The sequence below is a fragment of the Providencia sp. Me31A genome (genome assembly GCF_050487165.1).
Taxonomy (GTDB): domain Bacteria; phylum Pseudomonadota; class Gammaproteobacteria; order Enterobacterales; family Enterobacteriaceae; genus Providencia.
This window is the reverse complement of record NZ_JBKQGZ010000010.1, coordinates 163,361-180,435: the sequence shown is the minus strand read 5'-3', so window position 1 is coordinate 180,435 and position 17,075 is coordinate 163,361. Positions and strand designations below refer to the sequence as shown.

The window sequence follows — 17,075 nt, the reverse complement described above, 5'->3', positions numbered from 1 at the left end:
TTACTTCCAACACCTGTTTACCGAGTTACCAAAACGAAGTCCGAAAGATGATGTGTCGGATCTCATGCCATGGAACGTAGAAATCAGTGAGGTTGAGTAAAGCTTTACTGGTTCATTAAGCGCTTACAAAGGGTAAACTGAGCGGCTCTTAAAAAAAAGAAGCCAGAAGATTGAAGGGGTCTTCTGGCCATTCAATTTATTCTATTGGTTGGATAATTCATCCCAAAATTCAATAGATTGAGATGAAACTAATTTTGCTATTTTTATCGGAGATTCTTTATTTATAAAAAGCGTACCAAGTCCCCTAAAAATAATACAAAATCAGATACAATTTGTTCAAAATTGTCCATTGATGACTCACTTGTCATAGAAAAAACCTCACCTGTATCAACATTTAGAAGGATTGTATAAGGATCTGATATTGCTATAACAATAAATTCAGTAGGTCTATTTTGTCCAGTCCACCATTTATTAATATTATCTCTATCATTTATGCTAACTAACATATTAAGGTAATCAGAGCCATTGCCAAATGAGATATTACATAGCGAAAAATTATCCAAATTATAGCTATCTAAAAATGAAGAAAATTTTTCAGGAAATGAAATATTCAGCTGTTCCTCTGACGACTTAAGATTCAGTAATGGCTGATCACGTTTCAATAATCTTAAATCATCAAAATCACTACCTAATGGAGAAAATTTATAATCTAATTGCTCACGTATTTCTTCTAATGTTAGCAACACAATGAACCCTCTTTATTTTGTATGCCATATACCGCCACTACCAACATGAGTAGAGCTTGGTACAGGAATCGCATATTGGACAAAATCAACATGGTGGTGAATGATCGTATCACCTTTATAGTTGGGATAACGCCGTTGTAGAACGATTTTTTGGTAGCTTAAAGCACGATTGGATCCTGAAAATTCCACAGCTGACTCGTAAACAGATGAAAGAAGATGTTACTGCGTATATGCGCTATTACAACCAAGAAAGGCTTCATACTGCCAACGGTGATCTGCCCCGCATTGAGTATGAACAAAATTCCTTAAGAAAAGTGTCCTGATTTAGTTGCGCAGAACATTAAGTAAGAAACCTATTTCGTTTTACAGTTTGATAATAATTGCATCGATGTAGTTTTTTTAGAAAAAACATCAACAGAATAAAGACTGACTTTTTTATTTTTAGGTGAAAAAACTTCAATACTCATACCATCATCATATAAAAAATCACCAACATCGATCTGAACATTAACATCCTTAATGCTTGTTATTTTTTTCTTATTATGCTGCTGAGTCATAGTATGACCAACATAAGAACCAATATCCATCCCGCTCACCATCATTGCATTATTTTTAATACTTACTTCTGTGCTTCTTGCTCCAAAAGGGAAAGTAAAATCACCTTTTCTATCATGTGATATAGCATTAAATAAAGAACCTATCTGACAAATGTAATTTCCTTCTATATATTCAGAATTACCATCCTTACAAGCAAACATAAACACTACTGAGACAGCTACAATCCATCGTTTAATCATAAGTTCTCCATACATTATCAAATTTAATTTACGTGTTAATGGTGTAATTCATTGTAAGTTAATTTACAATTCGTAAATTGTTGCATAAATCTTTTACCCACTAGGTATCTTTCTGAAATCATTGCAATACCATATTTTTTTGAAAAATCTTCTTTCATATAGTCATTTTTATACTCTAATTGAACCTCTGACTTAAATATTCGACCAGCCTCATCAATGTAAGGTGCTGATACGGTCATCTTATGACTAATATAATCACCGTGTTGCATGCCATAAATTGTCATAACACCATCTTTAACCATTAATCTAGCGTGAGTCACTACAGACGGAAATACATTCTTATTTCTATTTAGAATGGCTAAATGGTTCATACTCAAGCTGATCTCGCAAGTATAATCCCCATTGAAATCACTAATTTTACTATTTTTATCCCCATTAAACTTGATAAGATTACTCTGTTTAACGCCATTAAACTGGGCTGTTTGACTAATTGATAGCTCACTAAGCTGGTTATTTTTATCGTCACATCCGAATAGAAAAATCGCCATCATGCTTATTATAAATCTTTTTTTCATACACTTTCTCATCCGAATACAAAACAACAGTTTTCTATGGCGTTTCCATGGGTACAGTGATTCTACCATTTTCACGTTCACGGTGAAGATTTTAAACGGCTGTTTGGTGTTAATCCCCGACAGCGAAGACATTCGAAGCATCAAGCAGCAGAACCAACAACAGCAAGCGCAGCTAACTGCCATACGGCACACCATGCGCGAGTTGATGGCAGAGTATATCAGCGGCTAAAGGGTAAACTGGGCGGCTCTTAAAAACGAAGAAGCCAGAAGATTGGATGATCTTCTGGTTATTAAAATGAACCTAAAACTTAATTTCTTTCTTCATAAGCTGCTCTAATATATGATTCAAATAGATTTTGGGTGAGTTTTTCACCTGAAATTAAATTTGGCATAATATATTGTGTAAAGATAATCATATATTCAGACGCTATTTTTGCTGCATCAAATCGATTTGTTGCACCATATTCATTAGTGAATGAAAACTCCTTATCATCTAAGATTAATGATAACTCTATATCATAAATACAATAAATGTGATTCTTGTCATTAAAATTTTCTTGTAATCTAGCAAATATGGATACTATTGATATTGCTATTTTTTTTGTTGATATTGGTAGGTTTGATTTTGATATAAAAATATCATTTTCAAAGAAAGTATCTTTTATTAAAAATAATTCATCTTCAGTATGAGGTAAGTTTAATATCTCAGGTGCAACATCATACATATTATTTTTAACAACTAACCAGTCACTCGGAACATGTAATCCAAGTAAAGGTGAATGTTTTTTATATAAGTTATTCATATATTATATTAAAAAAGTCATCCAGTAATGACAACATATCTTCTGAAGAAGCCTGAGAGTAATCGGCAGGCATACTATTATCTATAGCCTTAAATGATAACTCACTATCTTTCCAAATTAAGTCCCTCTTTTTTTCGATAGTATCATTCAGTATATCATATAATGCATTAAGATTATTACCTACATATCCATAGCTGCCAAAAATAGAATACCCTAACTCACAATAGAATGAGTAGTAGTCATGTATGTATTTGCCATGAAAAATGATATCATTATTTTTAATCTTCTTTTGGAATCCATTCTTCAAATAACTAGCTGAAATATAATTTTTTTTAGCTATCCCCTTCATATCTAACCAAATCCGATCCTTACTATTTAAATAAAAATCAAGTATTGATAGCGCACCAAATTTATACATTCCAGATGAAACATTCATATTCAACAGTAATCCATTATTAACTAACTGAAATTCATTTATATTAAAATAAAAATCCAATCTACCTTCGAACAAATCACTTTGAAGATAATAAGGTATATCCCTGCTTATATTTATTTTTTTTTCATTTATGCCGATAAAGGAATAAGAACATCTTTCTCCTCTTCCAGTATAATCATAACACTCGATTAAGTCACTAAAAGACAAAATCAACTCATCAGAACTATTAAATATTTTATATTCGCCATTCATTATAGTTCCTCATCATTCTGTTTTTTTGATAATAACGTCAAATATCCTATCATAATGGTCATTACTAAAACCAACCTGTGTTTTACCATTACCTAAGTCTTTTGTAAGTATTCTAAGATCATTATTCCCAGGGATAACCTCCCACTCTGATGCACCTTTCCATCTCGCCTGAGCTGCATTTCCTCTACCTTGGAATATAGTTTGAGTTCCTGTTTGTCGGTCAATTCTTGGTATACCTTTTCCATTAAAGATATCATTTATAGCTTTATTCATAGCTTCAAGCTGATGAGGTTTAGGTGGATTTGTTTTAGGTGAGCTTTTCAGTGTACCAGTAAGCTCATTACAACAATCACCCGCTAACCCAAACGGATCTATAAACCCTACCGGACAATGCACATACCCGTACGGATTCAATCCACCCAATAGCCCTATCGGATCGGGGGAGATATACTGCCCGTTATCCTTATCATAATAGCGGAAGCGGTTGTAATACAAGCCCGTTTCTCGGTCTTCATATTGGCCCGCAAAACGGAAGTGGCATTCGGTATAAGTTGGGTCATTGTCAGCAAGGCCATCGCGGGATTGCCAAAATTGCATCTGCCCCCACGTATTCAGGCGCCCTGCCCAACTCGCCCTGCCTGCTTCCGTGAAAATCTCTCGCGGCGTGCCTTGGTGGTCGGTCACCACATAGTGCAATTTGCCATTTTGATAACGGGCGGTCGGTGTGACAGCACCGGGCTCGTACAGCCATTGAATTTGTGAATCATAAGCCGGTGTTCCATCGGCATAAATTGGCGTTTCCTCCACCATTTGGTCGCCTGACCACAAATAGTGCCATGCCGTCACTTTGGGCTTAAGTTGGGGAAACCGTGGATTAACATGCGCCGCTTGGCTATCCACGGTTTGCGTTTTACTCAGCCGTCGGCCAAACGCATCATAGGTATAGCGCCAACAATCCCCTTTAGGTGTGAAACACGCGGTCAGTTGGTTTTGTGTGTTCCACAGATAGCGCCATTCTCTCGGTCGGTAACCCTGTTCATGAACGATTTTCTTCTCTAGCCGCCCGTTTACATCGTAGTGGTAAAGCTGATAGCCCCTTGCCGTATCCCGCCGTGTAACACGCCCCGCTTGTTGTTGCTGGAATAACTGCAACATCGCCCCTTGCGCATCCGACGGCAATGTCATGTGCTCGGTGAGGTTTAAGTTCGCATCATAAAGAAACTTTTCATCACGATTGCCAATTTGGTTACTGTATTGGGCCTCAGTGATTTGGTCGTTCGCGTTATACCGATAGGTGGTTTGCTTCCAGCGGTCATCCTCGATGCCCACCACATTGTGTGCGCGGTCGTATTGATACGAACGGTGCACATCGGTACAAAATGGCGGCTGATGCGGGTTATGTTGCAGTGATTGTAAGAAATGTTCACTGCCCCGTCCTGCCCGTTGATGGGCGAGTAATCCGGTGGCCGTGTAATGGCTTGAATTGACAAACCCCGCCTCACTGCGGCGAAGATACTCTTGCCCAACTGCATTGTAGCTGTATTGCAGTGGCGCATGCTGATTGATTTGCAGAGAGGTTAATTCGCCGAGTTGCCCAAAGGCATAATGAAGTTCACGGTCACCAAAAGCGGTGCGTGTTAACGTCGAATGGTCGCTGTCCCAATCATGTTTGATTTCTTGACCATTGATTCGCTCACAGGTTAAACGCCCTTGTGCATCATAGTCAAATTCAACCACTGAATCGGGGTTGGTGGCTTTCACCAATTGTAAACGTGCGTTGTACTCATACGTCGTCACCGAGAGGCATTTGTTTTCAATGCCATTATCGAGCCACTCACTTTGTTCTGTAATCAGCCCTGAAACATCATAACGCCAACGTAATTCATGATTATCGGGGTAGCGCGTCGCAGTACGACGCCCCAGACGGTCATAGCGATATTCCTGAATGCGCCCCGTAAAATCCGTTTCTCGAATTATCTGCCCCGCAATATCGCGTTCATAGGTATAACGTTCCCCAGTGGCATTGATGACCGCTTTCAGGCGGGTCAACGAGTCATATTCAAATTGAATTTCAGTGCCGTCGGGACGCACCATCGCCAGCAGTAAATCAAAGGGACCATAACGATAACGGGTGATTTTGCCTTCACCGTCCGTGACGGCAACCACACGGCGTTCGCTGTCATATTCAATGTGTTGATGCGCGTCATCCGGCAGCAAAATATCGCTGACGCTGCCATTGACGCCTGCATGCTCTGAACTGTAACGATAGCGGGTGGTGTGTTTTAGGGCATCGGTATATTCTTGCAAACGCCCCAGTTCATCAAACTGATATTCTGTGCTGTTTTTGTACGGGTTGGTTGTTTTGATTAATTGATGGCTATCATTGTATTCATATTGCCACTGCGCCCCATTGGGTTGAATGGCTTTGAGCAGCTCACCGTGTTGGCTGTATTCGTAAGTTTGCGTTTGACCTTGGGGGTCTGTGAGGGTTGTTAGGTTGCCTTGGGGGTCGTAATCTAATTGCCAAGTATCATGAGTCGGGGACACCATTTCAATGAGTTGTCCACGCGCATTATAGTGATATTCAACTGAGCGCTCATCGGGATAGATAACTTGGGCTAAGTTACCGTCATAATGATAAAGATAACGGGTCGTTTCCCCTAAGGCATTGGTCTCACTGATTTTGAGATTATTTTCCCACTCTGTTACGGTTTCTCGCCCTAACGCGTCAATGGCATGGGTCACCAGCCCCGCATCGTTGTAGTAATAATAAGATTGCCCGCCTTCATTATCATAGAAGGTGGTCATGCGATGAATATCATCATAGATAAATCCACCGCACCAATAACCTGATGGGGAGTGGTTGCGGACGGCTCGTCCTTGTTCGTCATACTCAAGGTAGTAATCCGTTTGGTCGGTATCATACCAACGGGTCATATACCCTTCAGGAGAATATTCGTGCCACAAATGGTTTTGCTGGAAAGCATCACATTCGCTTAAATACCCCTGTTCATCATACTGGCACGTCACTAAAGGTTGCGTCATTGCTGAATCAACTAACGAGATAGTCTGGAGTTGATGTTGCTGGTATTCCAAACGTAATAAGGCTTGCCCATTACGGGTAATGAGGGTTAATCGGTGTTCATCATCATAGTGAAAATCAATACGTTGCTGGTTATTGTCCGTAATGGCCGATAATCGGCGAATTTGCCCATCAAGGTGATTAAAATGCTGAGTCAGTTGAGTGCGGTTATCGAACAGCGTGATTTCACCGTCTAATTCACCCGACAAGAGTGCATGAGCATAGTGAGAATGACGAATATTTAAGGACTCACTGTGCACGGGGTACGTGATAGATGTTCCTTCTTCATTCCAATAAACTAACTCACCAGTTGTAATATCTATGCGAGTTGACCAGTTGTCGGCCCATTTTGCACCAAACAACCCTGTTTGCGAAGCAGTTGAACGATAACTTCTTTGTAATTGAACTGGTAGTAGTCCAGGTAATGAGAGAACGGGCCAAACCTGGATAAAATCCCCTGTAGCCACATTTACTGGGTCGAGCTTACACACGGCGCTACTTGCAGGCCCATCGGGTTTGTTGGTACTGACTATTTGCTCATTTTTAGGGGGCGTGGCAAGCGTTGTATTTTTTGTCGTGGGTGCTTCTTTTTTAAAGAATCGAGGTAGTGCTTTAACACCTGTTTTAAACCATTTAGCAACTGCCGCAACGCCAGTAACCAATTCAGCAGCCGTTTCTGCGGTAGCACCAACTTGTTCAAATCCTTCATCAATTTCAACTCTAGGAATTTTTATAGGATTTTCTTTTTCACGTATGCCTTGAGCAACCCCCATTACCGCTTTATTATATTCGGCTTTGCCTTCTTTTGACATACCCCATGTGGCGGGGCCATACGCCGCTGATTGAATGCTTGCAGCAGAACTTTTATTAAATTGTTCCGCAAAAAATTCTATATCTGAGGCTCGGTTATTATAAAGCTGACTCATCACCCCGATAGTCATCATGTTCTGTGCATCATTGATGTCGCTAATCGTACTAACTATTGATTTAAAATAAGAATTTGATTTTGAATCTACCGACCCTGTTATATTATCTCCGTCAATTAGTGCAGCCTCTTTTGCAATATCCAACACTTTCTCAACGGTATACAGCAGCCCCGGTACATTACCGTTATTCATCAGCACATCAGAACCGTGATACGCCGCCGCATTACCACAAAAACGCACCGTTGGTGAACCGCTGGTGATAATACAATCTCCGCTGCCTTGACTTGTGCCCGAAATAATCCCCGAACCCGCATTACTCTGAGTGCCTTTAATAATACTCCCGACGGTTAACGTCGGCACGCCATTGACACGAACACTTTTGACATACGACTGCTCTGAACTTAATTGCTGATAGCTATCAAAGGGAACGACACTATTACCTACTTTACAGACATCAGGCCCTGATGAGACAACACAATAATCCCCATTTTTATTTCCGACGACTTTTTTCATGCCTGACATTATCCTTATGGTAGCTTGTAAGCATTTAATTGCAGCACTGTCCCTGCCTGTAAAGCCAATTGACTGTAACGCCATGTCAAATACAGTTTTCGCTCATCTAATGACACATGCACAGTATCAAGATTGAGTTGATGATATTCACTGGCTTGTTCTGGCGCTTGCTGTTCTGCTAAAAAACCGATTTTCGGTAAGGAGAGCATGACTACGGGATTTTCAGCAAATACCCCCTTTAACGTGAGAGTTTCATCCCCCTTAAAATAGACTTGCTGTTGGTCAACAGGCGCCCCCATTAAAAAATCACGTTTAAAATCAGCAGGGTAATAAGGGCGAGTTTCATTGAGCCACATATCATCATACGTTCCCGCATATTGCAGCCGCTGTTGCCACCATCGGCTATATAAGCCAAACCCCGCAACGGGGAAAGTAGCTCCAATTTCATTGTCTAGTTGTGAATAGGTGATTTGCGGTGCCGCATATTTCTCAGATGTATTGAATTTTGTCGCGTCATACCAGCCTAACCCTATCGGATTATCGGGATAAGCTTGATTCTCATAGTGACCACCAAATGCATGCTCATAAATTAGCGGCAATGCCGCAATCGGCAACGGCTCTGTGAGTCGCCATGTATCTTGGTATGCCCAATAACGCGGTCCACTCAAGGTTAGTTGCTTATTGAGTGAACCAAGGGTAAATCCACTTTCCCACTGAGGGACTGCTTGCCCTTCGAGCGCACGTGCAGTCCCCGTTAGATAAAATTCCCCTCGCGGTTTATGGGACACTAAATCCGTTTCGACTAATAAGCTGCTATTTTCGGGTGTAGTCCGGTATTTATCAGCCATCACAACGGGCAATTGCGTATCAGAAAACTCACAATGGTTTGTTGTGGGATTAATATCACACGTTGCCTTGATAACGACAGTAAACCAGTGCTCATTAATATAACCGAGCTTTTCAAACGCAAAATGGGGAAACGGCGTTTTATTTATCACTTGAGCTAACATGAAAAGACCTCAGTTAATGTCCACATCTTTACCCGTAATTTGCACAGGACCTGATGCATTAAACGTAAATTCCGTGCCATTAATCGTGACATGACCGCCACTGTCCATACGCAGAACACTTGCGCCACAACGTAGCTCAATCACATCACCCACATTGATTGAGAGGGTATTCCCCACCGTGATGCGCTTGTGTTGCCCCACCGTTTCCGTATTATCTTTATCAATATTTTCGGTGCGATTGCCTTTCACCCGCATGGCTTGATTGTTATCAATCACTTCCGCATGGTCATGCAATACGTGTGTGGTGCGGTCATTCAACACTTTAGTATTCATGTCCTTTTGGGCATGTATAAACACTTCCTGTTTGCCGTTTTCATCCTCAAAACGCAGTTCGTTAAACCCATCCCCTTTGTGGGTTTTCGTCCGAAACGTAGTGCGGGTTTTGTTTTCAGGAAAACTGATTGGGGTCGCATTGCGCCCATCGTAAGTACAACCCGTAATAATCGGCCTATCGATATCGCCATTCAGGTAACTGATTTGAACGACCGTTCCGATGCGTGGTACCGCAGAAAAACCGTAGCCACCGCCGCTCCACCCCATCGCAACACGCACCCAGCACGAGGCACTGTGGTCAGGCTCGCCCCGTCTGTCCCAGTGAAAGTGCACTTTCACTGCCCCGTGTTCATTCACATAGATTTCTTCACCCGGAGGACCCACGACAGTCGCAACTTCATCCCCATCCGCGGTTGGTTTATAACGATAAGGTGGGCGCCACTCTTGCGTGCCGGGGATAAAGGACACGCTGTTCGACAACTGGGTGCCTTCGCCGCCGCCATTGTCTGCCAGAGGTTGCACGCCATGATGGCTGACGCTAATTACCTGCCAACTGTCATTCATTGGTAGGTGCGGGTGGTTCGATAGCGTGAAGATTTTACCCGGCATCAGGGCAAAACAGTTCGTTGTGGCATTGCCCACCTTGCTGCCATTACGCAACTGTTCAAATCGGATTTGGGTCAGTGGTTTACCTTCGTCATCCAATTGGAAGCGGCCGTAACTTTCAAAGACACTGTGCTGCCCGCCATTTTCCACTTTATTTTCATGTTTGAGGGGGTAAGAGGGGCGAATAAAGTTATTGTCTTTATGAATAGTTTCATCCACACACAGGTATTCACCGTATTGCCATGTCATGGCGGTGCTGTCACTGATATCCGTATCCGCTTGGGGGTTATACGTCAGGTAAATCCCTGCCGTCATCCCCATGTGTTCATCACTGTAAAATAATTGGTTTTCTTCAAACCAAAAGTTAATCCCTTCCTCAAAGGCAAGGCGACACCAGAAATCAAACGCAGACTCGCGCTTTTGGGTGGTGTAAATCCGTTCGGGATGTAAATCCTCACGGTAAAATTTGCAGTCCGACTTCACATGCGCTTCATCCAGCAAGGTTTTTAATATCGTCGGGACATTTTGGTTTTGAAAAATACGGCTATCTTGATTGAGGGTCATGACCCACATTTCAGGGCGAATATCAAAGTGATACCACGTCTTCACGCCATCCGTGTTTCCTTGAACTGCCCCGGCTAAAATGCCATTCACTTTACGGACTTGAACACCATCACGCTTGACGGTTAAAGATGAGGCGACGCCAAGGTGTTGCTGAAAATCAATAAACGGTAAGGCACTGACCGCACTAATCGAAAGGGAAAATAACGATGATAACCCTTCTGTTAAATTAAATTCGGTGACTTGAAAGGTCTCATCCGGTAGCCCAGCAATCGAGCAGGTGAATACCAAGCCACTTTCCAAACTTCTCATGCCTAATGCATCTAATAATGCCCCATGAGCAGCTTGTAACGCCTGACTTTCTGAAAAAGTGTGCCCACCACCGAGTTTCATGCCGCCACCGAACCCACCGCCGGGAATGAGTGGATTATTGGCAACGCTGTTTAATTGCGATGTCGCCTGAGTTGTCATGGATGCCGCGGTTGATGCCAAAGCCCCACCTTGCTGTACAAATGCCGCCGCTGTTTGGGCTTTACTGGACACCAACTTATTGACTTGAGATTGCACGTTATTTTTAATTTGGTTTACCGCTTCATCTTTAACAATGGAAGCTGGGTCAATGATTGCTTTTGGGGAGCCTTTGTTATCGTCATTCGATATTGCTGATGCTTGGCTCTGTGTTGAAGATGAGCCACTGGTTGGTGCGGATGACGCACCTGAAGTTGAGGTTGTCGCCGAACTTGCCGTATTCGATGTTGCTGATGTTTGGCTCTGTGTTGAAGATGAGCCACTGGTTGGTGCGGATGACGCACCTGAAGTTGAGGTTGTCGCCGAACTTGCCGCATTCGATGTTGCTGATGTTTGGCTCTGTGTTGAAGATGAGCCACTGGTTGGTGCGGATGATGCACCTGAAGTTGAGGTTGTCGCCGAACTTGCCGCATTCGATGTTGCTGATGTTTGGCTCTGTGTTGAAGATGAGCCACTGGTTGGTGAATTAACCTTTTTTAAATCAGCAACATCCTTTTTTAATTCTTCTATCTCTTCATCTTTTTTCTTATTTATTTTTTGCTCTTTTGATACCTTAAACATACTGGCAATAGTTGTGGCTACACCAACTCCGACCGCCACTGATTTTAATGCAGTTTTTGCCTCAGGGGATACTTCTCCAACAAGTTCACCAACTGAACCTGTTAAATCTTTAGCACCACCTAATCCATCACTAACGACTTCAGCTGGATTCTCGTTAACGCTCCCATCCATTACTTTACTGATAACTTTTGCACTTGATCTAGCAACCCCTGCTGCAATACCTACTGATTTCATTGCAGTTTCAGCTTCTGGGGATACGTCTGCCAAAATGTCACCTATCGAATTAAAGGTATCGCAGCCCCCCTCTAATCCCTCAGAAGCAATATCGGCCTTATCGGTATGTGATTTTTTGTCATTCATCAAAGAAACCTTCACGTTTATGCATTGTCATTAAAAGATTGAAATAAGGTACAATGAAGAAAAATAATTGATTTGAAAGGTATCTCTTACTTCCTTATTTATTTCTTCTGAAGCATGACGCGAATAAAGTTCTCGCGTCATGTGAGGCTTGTAACAATACCTACTAATTTATATTTCTTACGCTTCGAGCGGTGCACGCCAGTCATCAGCACCAGATGTGCCTGCAACGGTGTGCTCCCAATCAATTTTACGGTAGGCCAGTGACACTTCAATTAGCTGCGTGAAGTCCGCTTTTGCCGGGTCTTGGCAGTGCGGCATTTGGCAATCGATATTAACAATCGTCGCATCGGTCAGTGTGGTGGTGAAGAAATGCTCTTGCTTGCCTTCAACCGAGGTGCGGTACCATTTCAGTTCCACTTTCGGCAGCATTTCACCCGACGCTAAGGCGTTATACAGCAGCGGAACCGCTTTGTTTAACGCTACGGTAAAACGAAATGGTTTGTGCGCACGTTGACCGGAAGGCTGACCAGATTGTGGGTCAGTCGGCACAGTCACAACGTGAGAAAACTCTTGCACCAACATTTGGTCTTCATGACCTTCAACGTAGATATTACCCACTGAATCTGGGGTAAATGCACCCGCGGTAATGTTACCTTGGGTTTTGCCTTGAATAGCGATATAACATGGAGTTGGCATAGCGATGTCCTTTATCAATAATAATGAGTTGAGTTAGGTAAATAGTTCTACCTATTAATTTCCATTATCTCAGCCAGTGCGCACGGTAAGATTTGCGTTAAGGATAATAAAAGCGGATGAAGGGACTGTAAACCTGATGACTTTTTTGTATCTCTCTAGGATAAGTGACTTAGCGTAAACTGGTTGAAATATCGATATATAATGCCAGTTAAAACACTTCAAATGAATTATATCAGAATAATCATCGAACAAAAAACGCACCAAACTACGATGAGCCCAGTAAGTTCTAATGTACATAGAAATAAACTATGTAACCAAATGTTATTAATTAAAAATTATTTTAATTAATTGATTTAATTGAAATAAACTTCATGAAATCGATTTTTATCTGTTTGAGCAGAATATGCCCTGAAATAACCCAGATAATTAAACTGTTAAAATAAATTTATTGGCGATATATTTTACACTTAGTCATTTTACGAATTATTCTATAATTTAAGCTGTTATTTTCAATTTAAACCATGAGATATTCATCAAATAATGACAGAGAATGTATCCTTTGTGAGGCCTCAAATTCATCGACAATCTATTTATCCTGAATGACATATTTGGTTATTTCTAACTAGGAGGCGTTAATATTCACGTAGACGTTTATATAGGGTGTTCCCCCATCTTGAATAAGCTTAGAATAAAATAATGACCAATATCGCCTACACCTATATATTTAAATTGATAAATACTCATCGTAATTGAGGCAATAACCATGAATAGCGTACCATCTTTTCGAGATATTATTTATAGCCTCATAGGAAGTATTCCTAGCGGTAGAGTCGTGACTTATGGAACGCTGGCTAAAATGGCAGGTTATCCTGCTCATGTGCGTCAAGTTTGCCAAGCTATTAGAACTATCCCTGCGGATAGCACCCTACCCTGCCACCGTATCATTAATGGTCAAGGAAAGTTATCAGTCAAAGGCGAATGCTATCTACGCCATAAGCAAGCCCTCATGGATGAAGGTATTATTTTTAATTTGAATGATAAAATAAAATTACAAGACTATTTGTGGGAAGGGTTTGATTAGTTTTAACGTACTAGCATGACAAATAAAAGAATAATGCCTTGGTCTATATTATGATTCCGCAAAAGGTATAATCCTCTTTGAGACGGACTATACCTTGTAGAATAGCTAGCTTCCCGGAGTGAAATAAATCGGGGAACCTGGGCCAACTGGAATACCCAAGACAAATACCCAGACAATGAAGAACAATGACCAACCGATTAGGAAAATAATCGAATAAGGCAACATCATCGACACCAATGTCCCGATACCTGCATCTTTCTTATATTTAACGACTATCGCCATGATCAGTCCAAAGTAGCTCATCATTGGCGTAATAATATTGGTGACTGAATCCCCAATACGGTACGCCGCTTGAATAGTTTCGGGGGCATAGCCTGCCAACATTAACATTGGTACGAAGATAGGTGCGGTGACTGCCCATTGAGCAGATGCGGAACCTATCATTAAATTAATAAAAGCGCAGATAAGAATAAAGCCAATAAATAGAACACCGCCATGAAGGTCGATACTATTTAAGAAATTAGCACCTTTAACTGCGATGACTTGCCCAATGTTCGTCCAGCCAAAGAAGGCCACAAATTGCGCTGCAAAGAAAATAATAACAAGGTATAAACCGAGTGTACTCATTGCCCCTGCCATTGCGTCAACAATGTCTTTATCTGAGCGCATTGTTTTCGCAATATAACCATACACAATCCCAGGAATAGCAAAGAAAACAAAAATGAAGACCACGATGCCTTTTAGGAAAGGCGAGTTACTGACTAACCCTGTATCTTGATTACGCAATATTCCACTTTCTGGCACCACCATCAATGCCAATATCGCGGCTAATCCCCAAAAAGTGATAGAAGCCCAAAATAAAGCTTTTTTCTCCAGCGGAGTGACATTGGCTGATGCATAGAGGCTATTTTCATCTTCATCAACTGCACCACCCGTGTAGGGACCCAGCTGTGGCTCTACAATTTTTTCGGTGATCAAATAACCCAAAAGAGTAATTAAAAATGTACTAGCAAACATAAAGTACCAGTTTGCTTCAGCGCCTACGATATACGTAGGATCAATGATTTGTGCAGCCTGCTGAGTAATACCCGAAAGTAACGGATCAACGGTACCTAATAATAAGTTTGCTGAATAACCACCTGAAACGCCAGCAAATGCAGCAGCAAGACCGGCTAAAGGATGACGACCTAATGAGTGGAAAATAATGGCAGCCAGTGGAATAAGCACCACATACCCCAATTCTGCCGCAGTGTTTGACATGATCCCTGCAAACACGATAGCCATCGTGGTTAATTTCCGAGGGGCTTTGGTTACAACCAAGCGCATAGCGGCAGAAAGTAAACCTGCTCGCTCTGCAATACCAACCCCTAATAAAGCCACTAATACCGTTCCTAATGGTGCAAACCCTGTAAAGTTTGTTACAACATTAGCGATAATTTTTCGAATTCCTTCGGCATCCAATAAACTGACAATGTGAATGATGCCGTCTTCTGCTCGCCCTTTTGCCCCTTCTGGACGAGGGTCAGGTACACTCACACCAAAATACTGACCAATTGCTGAGGAAACTAATAAAATCGCAATCAAAATAATAAATAAAATGACTGGGTGTGGTAGCGCATTGCCTAGCCACTCAACCGTTCGTAAAAAACGGCTGCCATCTTGCTTTTTTTGTTCCATATTTTCTCCTTATAAACAAGAAAAATGGACATTACACAATGTTTTTCCTTTTTGCTATTTACAAATAGATAATTCCAAATCAACAAAATTCACACAAATTAGACATAAAAATCAACATAATTGGATTTTATTTATTTTTATTAGTTATTAGTTTCATAAATTTAAAAAAAGATAAAAATTAAATCCGAAAATAACACGCAAAATCAATTTCAATAAATGTGGTCAATGTAACAATTTAAACATTATTCATGACTATTTTTCATTACTTATCACTAAATATATGTCAATTTTTAGCGATTTTATTTTATATAAACAGCTAACCCCTTATTTATAAACATTCGATAAAACCTTGTTTATTATTCGGAATAACAATACCAATAAAGAATAATATACTGACTTTGTTTCCACTAACATGGACAGCTATAATGTGAGAAAATCAACTCATGGAGTTATTATCATGTCAGTTATTGATCTTTGGGCAGAACGCTATATTCAAGAAGCTCTAAGTAAAGGGGAACTTTCAAATTTAAATGGAGAAGGAAAAGCATTACAACTTGAAGATGATAGCTTGGTTCCGCCTGAACTCAGAGCTGGGTACAGACTATTAAAAAATTCAGGCTATTTACCTGCCGAATTGCAACAAAGGAAAGATGCTCTAACACTTAGCCATATGCTAAAAGGGCTCTCTCTGGATGACCCCAATTATGCATCGCTAAGTCAGCAATTAGCGTTACTTGAGCTCAAACTCAAGCAAGCCAATGTAAACACCGATTTTTTACATAGTCATTATGCAGATGCCATTTCTGAACAAATAGCCAATAAATCAAATGTAAAATAATATTTGCTAAAAAAATCTCTGAAAAACGAATATATCGCCAGTTTACTTTATGTTTTTTTATACCTTTATCTTTCTCGTTTAGTCCTTAATTAAGTAAGCCTTACCATATTCATATTAAGATTATTTACCTCTGTATTTATGAAAATATCCAAGTATTATCAATTCTTATTTTATATTTAATAGGTTTAGAAAATGGAACAAAAACAATATTCTAATAAATGGCAAAAACGTTTCGATTTTTATGATAAACATGGAGCCCCTAATACACCAGAATTCAAAACTGCGTTAAAAACAGCATCGTTTGGTCAACGTCTTTTAATTAACATGAACTTTTTTGCCTTTTTCTTTGGCTTAATTTATTTCTTAATTTTAGGTTTGTGGAAAAAGGGGCTAGTTCTACTGGGTGTGAGTTTAGGGATAGCAATCCTCGTCACGATTATTGATGGTTTAACTGGCTGGTCTTTCCCTGATGGCGTTTATAATGGACTTTCAGTCGGTATTTCCGCTATGTGGGCTATGCTCGCTAATTACAACTACTATCTTAAAGAAACTAAAGGGTTAGATGGTTGGAATCCACTCGAAGGGATGCGCATGGTGTAATTATAGAAGATAAAAATTGGCGACTTTAATGGTGGCTAATTTTTATCTCAGCATGATGAAAATTAGATACATGATATAAAAACCAAACCAACCG

14 protein-coding genes and 1 pseudogene are annotated in these 17,075 nt (G+C 40.7%); 4 read left to right on the top strand and 11 right to left on the bottom strand.

All coding sequences use genetic code 11. From position 1 onward, the window contains the following. Positions 1 to 281: 281 nt before the first annotated feature. Both ACLPIE_RS10340 and ACLPIE_RS10335 read right to left on the bottom strand, forming a co-directional pair. Positions 282 to 746 carry a nuclease gene (locus tag ACLPIE_RS10340; protein ID WP_430261545.1) on the bottom strand — a complete coding sequence of 155 codons (465 nt, stop codon included), beginning with the start codon at positions 744 to 746 and terminating at the stop codon, positions 282 to 284. 12 nt (positions 747 to 758) lie between these two features. Continuing rightward, the gene (locus tag ACLPIE_RS10335) at positions 759 to 935 is read right to left on the bottom strand and encodes a hypothetical protein (RefSeq protein WP_430261544.1); all 177 of its coding nucleotides are present in this window, start codon (positions 933 to 935) and stop codon (positions 759 to 761) included. Between ACLPIE_RS10335 and ACLPIE_RS10330 the strand changes: the two are divergent. Beyond that, a pseudogene (locus ACLPIE_RS10330) lies at positions 869 to 1,069 on the top strand (integrase core domain-containing protein); the annotation flags it as partial. The gene ACLPIE_RS10335 and the pseudogene ACLPIE_RS10330 overlap by 67 nt on opposite strands. Positions 1,070 to 1,099: 30 nt before the next feature. Here ACLPIE_RS10330 and ACLPIE_RS10325 read toward each other — a convergent pair. The 8 genes from ACLPIE_RS10325 to ACLPIE_RS10290 form a co-directional block, all read right to left on the bottom strand. Next, on the bottom strand, positions 1,100 to 1,543 hold the full coding sequence (locus tag ACLPIE_RS10325) for a hypothetical protein (RefSeq protein WP_430261543.1): 444 nt from the start codon (positions 1,541 to 1,543) through the stop codon (positions 1,100 to 1,102). Between the two features lie 35 nt (positions 1,544 to 1,578). Next, on the bottom strand, positions 1,579 to 2,118 hold the full coding sequence (locus tag ACLPIE_RS10320) for a hypothetical protein (protein WP_430261542.1): 540 nt from the start codon (positions 2,116 to 2,118) through the stop codon (positions 1,579 to 1,581). Positions 2,119 to 2,426: 308 nt separating this feature from the next. Next, entirely contained in the window at positions 2,427 to 2,921 is a 495-nt protein-coding gene (locus tag ACLPIE_RS10315) for a hypothetical protein (protein WP_430261541.1), read from the bottom strand. Then, positions 2,914 to 3,609: a barstar family protein gene (locus ACLPIE_RS10310; protein WP_430261540.1), complete on the bottom strand. Its 696-nt coding sequence runs from the start codon at positions 3,607 to 3,609 to the stop codon at positions 2,914 to 2,916. The genes ACLPIE_RS10315 and ACLPIE_RS10310 overlap by 8 nt, the downstream gene beginning before the upstream one ends. A 12-nt stretch (positions 3,610 to 3,621) precedes the next feature. Then, the gene (locus ACLPIE_RS10305) at positions 3,622 to 8,130 is read right to left on the bottom strand and encodes an RHS repeat-associated core domain-containing protein (RefSeq protein WP_430261539.1); all 4,509 of its coding nucleotides are present in this window, start codon (positions 8,128 to 8,130) and stop codon (positions 3,622 to 3,624) included. A gap of 14 nt (positions 8,131 to 8,144) precedes the next feature. Further along, complete coding sequence (locus tag ACLPIE_RS10300) at positions 8,145 to 9,140, bottom strand: DUF2169 family type VI secretion system accessory protein (protein WP_430261538.1); 996 nt, start codon at positions 9,138 to 9,140, stop codon at positions 8,145 to 8,147. Positions 9,141 to 9,149: 9 nt separating this feature from the next. Next, positions 9,150 to 11,111, bottom strand: a complete 1,962-nt coding sequence (locus ACLPIE_RS10295; RefSeq protein ID WP_430261549.1) for a type VI secretion system Vgr family protein — start codon at positions 11,109 to 11,111, stop codon at positions 9,150 to 9,152. Between the two features lie 1,155 nt (positions 11,112 to 12,266). Further along, a complete protein-coding gene (locus ACLPIE_RS10290; protein ID WP_430261537.1) occupies positions 12,267 to 12,785 on the bottom strand; it encodes an Hcp family type VI secretion system effector in 519 nt (172 codons plus the stop codon). A gap of 763 nt (positions 12,786 to 13,548) precedes the next feature. On the opposite strand from ACLPIE_RS10290, the gene ACLPIE_RS10285 reads away from it, so the two are divergent. Then, positions 13,549 to 13,866, top strand: a complete 318-nt coding sequence (locus ACLPIE_RS10285; protein WP_430261536.1) for an MGMT family protein — start codon at positions 13,549 to 13,551, stop codon at positions 13,864 to 13,866. A gap of 105 nt (positions 13,867 to 13,971) precedes the next feature. Here ACLPIE_RS10285 and ACLPIE_RS10280 read toward each other — a convergent pair whose 3' ends face one another. Then, positions 13,972 to 15,543: an AbgT family transporter gene (locus ACLPIE_RS10280; protein ID WP_430261535.1), complete on the bottom strand. Its 1,572-nt coding sequence runs from the start codon at positions 15,541 to 15,543 to the stop codon at positions 13,972 to 13,974. Between the two features lie 457 nt (positions 15,544 to 16,000). On the opposite strand from ACLPIE_RS10280, the gene ACLPIE_RS10275 reads away from it, so the two are divergent. Both ACLPIE_RS10275 and ACLPIE_RS10270 read left to right on the top strand, forming a co-directional pair. Beyond that, a complete protein-coding gene (locus ACLPIE_RS10275; RefSeq protein WP_430261534.1) occupies positions 16,001 to 16,381 on the top strand; it encodes a DnaJ family domain-containing protein in 381 nt (126 codons plus the stop codon). Positions 16,382 to 16,573: 192 nt separating this feature from the next. Beyond that, a complete protein-coding gene (locus tag ACLPIE_RS10270; protein WP_430261533.1) occupies positions 16,574 to 16,981 on the top strand; it encodes a DUF2628 domain-containing protein in 408 nt (135 codons plus the stop codon). Positions 16,982 to 17,075 lie beyond the last annotated feature (94 nt).

Coding starts and splice junctions, on each gene's coding strand:
- ACLPIE_RS10310 (WP_430261540.1), bottom strand. CDS start 3,609: ATGAATGGCGAATATAAAATATTTAATAGTTCTGATGAGTTGATTTTG.
- ACLPIE_RS10290 (WP_430261537.1), bottom strand. CDS start 12,785: ATGCCAACTCCATGTTATATCGCTATTCAAGGCAAAACCCAAGGTAAC.
- ACLPIE_RS10315 (WP_430261541.1), bottom strand. CDS start 2,921: ATGAATAACTTATATAAAAAACATTCACCTTTACTTGGATTACATGTT.
- ACLPIE_RS10270 (WP_430261533.1), top strand. CDS start 16,574: ATGGAACAAAAACAATATTCTAATAAATGGCAAAAACGTTTCGATTTT.
- ACLPIE_RS10280 (WP_430261535.1), bottom strand. CDS start 15,543: ATGGAACAAAAAAAGCAAGATGGCAGCCGTTTTTTACGAACGGTTGAG.
- ACLPIE_RS10295 (WP_430261549.1), bottom strand. CDS start 11,111: ATGACAACTCAGGCGACATCGCAATTAAACAGCGTTGCCAATAATCCA.
- ACLPIE_RS10325 (WP_430261543.1), bottom strand. CDS start 1,543: ATGATTAAACGATGGATTGTAGCTGTCTCAGTAGTGTTTATGTTTGCT.
- ACLPIE_RS10320 (WP_430261542.1), bottom strand. CDS start 2,118: ATGAAAAAAAGATTTATAATAAGCATGATGGCGATTTTTCTATTCGGA.
- ACLPIE_RS10275 (WP_430261534.1), top strand. CDS start 16,001: ATGTCAGTTATTGATCTTTGGGCAGAACGCTATATTCAAGAAGCTCTA.
- ACLPIE_RS10300 (WP_430261538.1), bottom strand. CDS start 9,140: ATGTTAGCTCAAGTGATAAATAAAACGCCGTTTCCCCATTTTGCGTTT.
- ACLPIE_RS10285 (WP_430261536.1), top strand. CDS start 13,549: ATGAATAGCGTACCATCTTTTCGAGATATTATTTATAGCCTCATAGGA.
- ACLPIE_RS10305 (WP_430261539.1), bottom strand. CDS start 8,130: ATGAAAAAAGTCGTCGGAAATAAAAATGGGGATTATTGTGTTGTCTCA.